Consider the following 4,461-nt stretch of genomic DNA (forward strand, 5'->3'; position numbering starts at 1 on the left):
GTAGATTATTGGGAAAGAATTAGAGATGTGGCTCCTGAAAAGCTTGTGTTTATTGATGAAAGTGGGTTATGGGTAGGGATGAGCAGACCGTTAGCCTGAGCTACGAAAGGGAAAAAAGTCTATGAACTGCGGAAATCCTATCGAGGAAAAAAAATGACAATAATTGGTGCAATTAAGCTCTCCGGATTGGTGGGGACTCAAACATTAGAAGGGTCAATGAAAAAAGAGGATTTTCTCCAATTCATCAAGTTAGATTTATTGCCAAAATTAAAAAAAGGAGATGTAGTGGTAATGGACAACTTAAATTATCATCATCGAGAAGAAGTCCAAGAAATGATATAGTCAGTAGGAGCCAGGGTAGAATATCTGCCGGTGTATTCCCCTGAGTTTAACCCTATAGAGATGATGTGGTCACAGCTCAAAAGTTGAGTGTGCAAGTTCAGGACGGAGACCATGGAATTATTAGTGAGATTGGTAGAAGTGGCGGTAAGCCTTGTGGATTTACAGTGTTTGAATAACTGGTTTACCAAGTGTTGTTACTGTGCTTAATGATTGAGATAAAGGCTGTATGTTAAATCTGAGCAATAAACTCCTCTCGCTGTTGCTGATCACGTTCTTGGTAGCCGTAAGTTTTTTTTCTGGTGAAGCCAATTTTCTTCAAGGCTCTGGATATGGTGCGAGGAGAGATGTCGTCATCCCAAAGTTCAGCCATTTGAGCGGAGGTTTTGTCGCCATGCTCTTGGGCAAAAGCCTKGAATTTGTGCCAGTCGGTAATTTGGTGGCTATGACCAGGTGGGCGATTAGGTTTAGGGAGGAAGTCGCCGGTGTGTTCTTTTCTTTGCAGCCAGAGATTGATAGTGTTCCTGCTGACATGGAAAACTTGACTGGCTTCGGTTTTGGGTATACCGTCTAGTTCAATTGCATTAATAACTTTTTGTCTAAGGTCGTAACTGTAGGGAGCTGGCCTTTTCGGTCTTCTGTAGATATCCTTGCCATTATACGTCCTAACTTTTCTGTCTTGTGCTATAAATTCTGCAATGGGTAGGAGTATAATGGCGAGAGCGAGTTTAAAGACTACGTGGTGCATATAGCTCTGAACAAAGAAGGACAAAGCAGTGGTTGGTATCGCTGTGCCACTGACAATGTGGGCATCCACACCAGGAGCCGTGTGAGGTAAAAATCTCAAGCACGGTTTTGACTGGGAGGGGATGGAGGCGACTCCATTCTCGACCCCTACCTCAAAGCGGACGTTAAAGTAGACAGTCAGCCCACGGGTAAAGCGATTGGTTTGGACGTAGGACTTAAGGAGTTTTATACCGATTCTAATGGTCATACCGAACCTAACCCCAGATTTTATCGGAAAGGTGAGAGCCGCTTGAAATTTAGACAAAAGCGTGTTTCTCGTAAAAAGAAAGGCTCATCTAACCAAAAGAAAGCAATTAACCGACTAGGGCGAGTACACCTCAAGATAAGTAGGCAACGTGTTGGCGAAGCCTGCGCGAAGCGCATAGAACACGCCAAGAGACTGGCGCGTTGCGTAATCCAATCTAACGATTTGGTCGCATATGAAAACTTGAGGGTTAAGAATCTGGTTAGAAACCACTGTCTCGCCAAGTCGATTAATGATGCTCTTTGGTATCAATTCAGGAAGTGGTTAGAGTATTTTGGGGTTAAGTTTGGGAAGGTGACGGTTGCCGTTAACCCGGCTTATACCTCACTCGAATGCTCTAACTGTGGTGCAGTGGTTAAAAAGACCCCATCCACTCGAACTATTAGGGGTCGAGATAAACCTCACGGTCTACCCCTCCCATTCAAAACCGTGCTTGAGACTTTCACCTCACACGGCTCCTGGTTTGACTGCTCCATTGTTAAGGATACAGCGTTGGCGTTATCTAGTGCCGTTTTATCATCGCGGGTGTGGCGATGTAATAGCTGAAGGTTTTTGTATTCATCCTTTCCGCCTAGGCTTCGAGGTACGATGTGGTCTACTTCAATTATATCTGATGGTGCGAAATACTGTCCACACCATGTACACCTACCTTTTTGCTTTTTGAGTAGTTTTGCTACCCTATTTGGCGTTTCAATTGCTTGACCTTTTCTGGTTGCCCAGTAAGTCCAATTTCCGTCGTATGGTGTTGCGTCAGGGCGTATTAGGGTGTGTCTAACAATCGGAGTCCAATTATGTTTCCATAGTTGGAATCCATCTTTGGTCTTGAATAACCAAGATTCATGTCTTTCTTTCCCATTGCTAAGTTTAACCGTTCCTTGTTGGAAATAGTTTCCTAGCTTTTCRTGGCTTGCCTTTCCGCATCTTGAACCTGTCTATGCCCGTAACATTTGCCAAACTATGTGGTCTAGTTTAACGAAGGTCTCTGATGAGACTACCGCTGAATAGTAATTTGACCATCCTCTAATAATCGGGTTTAGTTTGTTAATCAGGGCTGACTGGGGTGCTGTTTTATGTTGTTTTATTACACCCTTAATCACTTCCGTGTGGGCTTGAACTGCTTTCTTGCTGGGTTTGATGTGGGTCTTGTGACCGATTAATCGGCTTGCCATTCCCCCTGTTTTCCCAGATTTATATTTTCCTGCTGGATATTGCCTGATATTGAATCCTAGAAAATTAAACCCTGGCTCCTCTGTTTTGCCATCATATTCAATAGGTTTGAACGTATGGCAGATTCGAGTCTTTTCAGGTTTTATTTCTAGTCCTACAGGTTTTAACCATACGGAGATAGCGGTTTTGCACTGTTCAATAATTTCTAGTGATGGTGATATCACTACAAAATCATCGGCGTATCTTATAACAGTAGCCTGCGCTCTGTTTGCTTTCTTGGGATACATTGTTTCTATGAACCTAACCATTCCCAACAGTGCGATGTTGGCGAGTATTGGACTTATTACCCCTCCCTGGGGTGTCCCTGATTCGGTATCCTCAAATACACCGTTGTCTAGCACACCAGCTTTGAGCCACTGTTTCAGGTCTCTCTTTAGGCTGCTTGGACAATGAATTTTGGACAGTAGGTAATCATGGTTCACGGTAAGAGCATTTCGCTATATCAGCGTCGAGAACATAGTATTGTCCTTGATTTATGGCAGTATAGATTCTACCAATTGCGTCTTGGGCTGACCGTCCGGGACGGAACCCGTAGCTTGTGCCTTCAAATCTCGATTCCCATTCAGGTTCGAGAGCCGACTTAACCAAGGCTTGCCTTGCTCTGTCTTGGATTGTGGGTATTCCTATTCCAGCTTTTTTCATCCCTTCCAGGTTTTGGAATCCAAACCCGTCGCAGTGGTTTTGCTTTGAGGTTTCCCTTAATGTTCTTGACCAGTTCAAACCTTTGTCTTGGAGAGACTACTCTTACTCCATCAACCCCAGCTGTCTTCTTGCCTTGACCCGCTTGGGGGGCGGGTTTATTAAGCTGACTGTTGGGAAGCATGGCTGACCGTGGAACCCGCCCCTACAGTCTCACTGCTAAGAGTCGGGCATAATATGACTTCACCAGTAAACGTTGCAACCTTCTTGCCTTCGCGTCCTGTCCCGATTTAGCTGCTTGAAATATCCTCTTTTGGAGCTTGAAAACTTTTCTATGAACTTTCGCCCATGGAATATGTTTCCATCCAAACGCACCTCTTGATTGGTCTTGATTTCTCAAAGCCTTTCTTTAAACTCGCTTTCGTCATAGTAACTCCTACTAGACTCTATTCTTTACAATCAAACCGTGACCTGTCTGCATATCCCTACCGTTACAGTTGGGCATTGGCTTCTGGTCACATCTTACCCCCTCAGAGGCATCCGTTTACATTTGTCACTACTAACTATCTCGACCAGATTGTTAGAGCCTGAGAGGGGTTATAACGTTCCGTTTATATGGGCATTCCATCTTTAGACTTGTCCTCTCCACCGGGGTACTTTTAAAGGCCTGTGTAGGTATCTAATAAAAAACCCTACTTTTCCCCTTACTCTTTTGATCGCAGCGTTTCAACCTATTTCGCTACTTTGTATTTACGATGGTTCAAGTCGGAACATTCAGATTTCCTTAGTCGTGGATGGTTGGCAGTGCTCGCGTCTGGTAGTTGGTTCTACTTCACGCCTTCCGTTCCCCGCTTCAATCCTGGGGTTATGATTCCCAAAACTGGGGGTGGCTATCGCCGTTACTCTCAACGCAATTGTTAAGGAATCATTAAGATTCTCAATTTTGCGTTTTGACCTTGAGTTCCCTGCCTTGATTAGGGGTCGAGATAGACCTCACGGTCTACCCCTCCCATTCAGCAGCAGAACCGTACATGAGACTTTCACCTCATACGGCTCCTAGTTTGACCGTCTCCTTGTTAAGAGTACAGCATCATCTCTTCATCAAGAGCTGTTTTATCATCGTGACAATGGCGATGTAATAATTGAAGATTCTTGTATTCATCCTTTCCGCCTTGGCTTCTAGGTACAATGTGGTCTACTTCAAT

Annotated in this window: 6 protein-coding genes and 3 pseudogenes; 2 read left to right on the plus strand and 7 right to left on the minus strand. The window is 44.3% G+C overall.

Annotated features, from left to right (window positions below; translation table 11 throughout):
• Positions 1-549, plus strand: a pseudogene (locus tag B9T16_RS26240) (IS630 family transposase); the annotation flags it as partial.
• Positions 550-574: 25 nt separating this feature from the next.
• Here the strand turns inward: B9T16_RS26240 and B9T16_RS26245 are convergent.
• Positions 575-985 (minus strand): annotated as a pseudogene (locus tag B9T16_RS26245) (IS630 transposase-related protein); the annotation flags it as partial.
• A gap of 252 nt (positions 986-1,237) precedes the next feature.
• Between B9T16_RS26245 and B9T16_RS26250 the strand changes: the two are divergent.
• Positions 1,238-1,775, plus strand: a pseudogene (locus tag B9T16_RS26250) (RNA-guided endonuclease InsQ/TnpB family protein); the annotation flags it as partial.
• Between the two features lie 16 nt (positions 1,776-1,791).
• Here the strand turns inward: B9T16_RS26250 and B9T16_RS26255 are convergent.
• The 6 genes from B9T16_RS26255 to B9T16_RS26280 all read right to left on the minus strand — a co-directional run.
• Entirely contained in the window at positions 1,792-2,169 is a 378-nt protein-coding gene (locus B9T16_RS26255; RefSeq protein WP_410246136.1) for an HNH endonuclease, read from the minus strand.
• Between the two features lie 153 nt (positions 2,170-2,322).
• On the minus strand, positions 2,323-3,039 hold the full coding sequence (locus B9T16_RS26260; RefSeq protein ID WP_410246135.1) for a reverse transcriptase domain-containing protein: 717 nt from the start codon (positions 3,037-3,039) through the stop codon (positions 2,323-2,325).
• Complete coding sequence (locus B9T16_RS26265) at positions 3,029-3,259, minus strand: reverse transcriptase domain-containing protein (RefSeq protein ID WP_014275007.1); 231 nt, start codon at positions 3,257-3,259, stop codon at positions 3,029-3,031. The genes B9T16_RS26260 and B9T16_RS26265 overlap by 11 nt, the downstream gene beginning before the upstream one ends.
• Positions 3,198-3,440, minus strand: a complete 243-nt coding sequence (locus tag B9T16_RS26270) for a hypothetical protein (RefSeq protein WP_014275826.1) — start codon at positions 3,438-3,440, stop codon at positions 3,198-3,200. Before B9T16_RS26270 ends, B9T16_RS26265 begins: the two co-directional genes overlap by 62 nt.
• A gap of 21 nt (positions 3,441-3,461) precedes the next feature.
• Positions 3,462-3,656, minus strand: coding sequence for a reverse transcriptase N-terminal domain-containing protein (locus tag B9T16_RS26275; RefSeq protein ID WP_014275143.1), 195 nt, complete (start codon positions 3,654-3,656; stop codon positions 3,462-3,464).
• 676 nt (positions 3,657-4,332) lie between these two features.
• The coding region (locus tag B9T16_RS26280) for an HNH endonuclease (RefSeq protein WP_410246137.1) at positions 4,333-4,461 on the minus strand (129 nt) is incomplete at its 5' end.

The organism is Arthrospira sp. PCC 8006 (assembly GCF_046480465.1).
Taxonomy (GTDB): Bacteria; Cyanobacteriota; Cyanobacteriia; order Cyanobacteriales; family Microcoleaceae; genus Limnospira; species Limnospira platensis.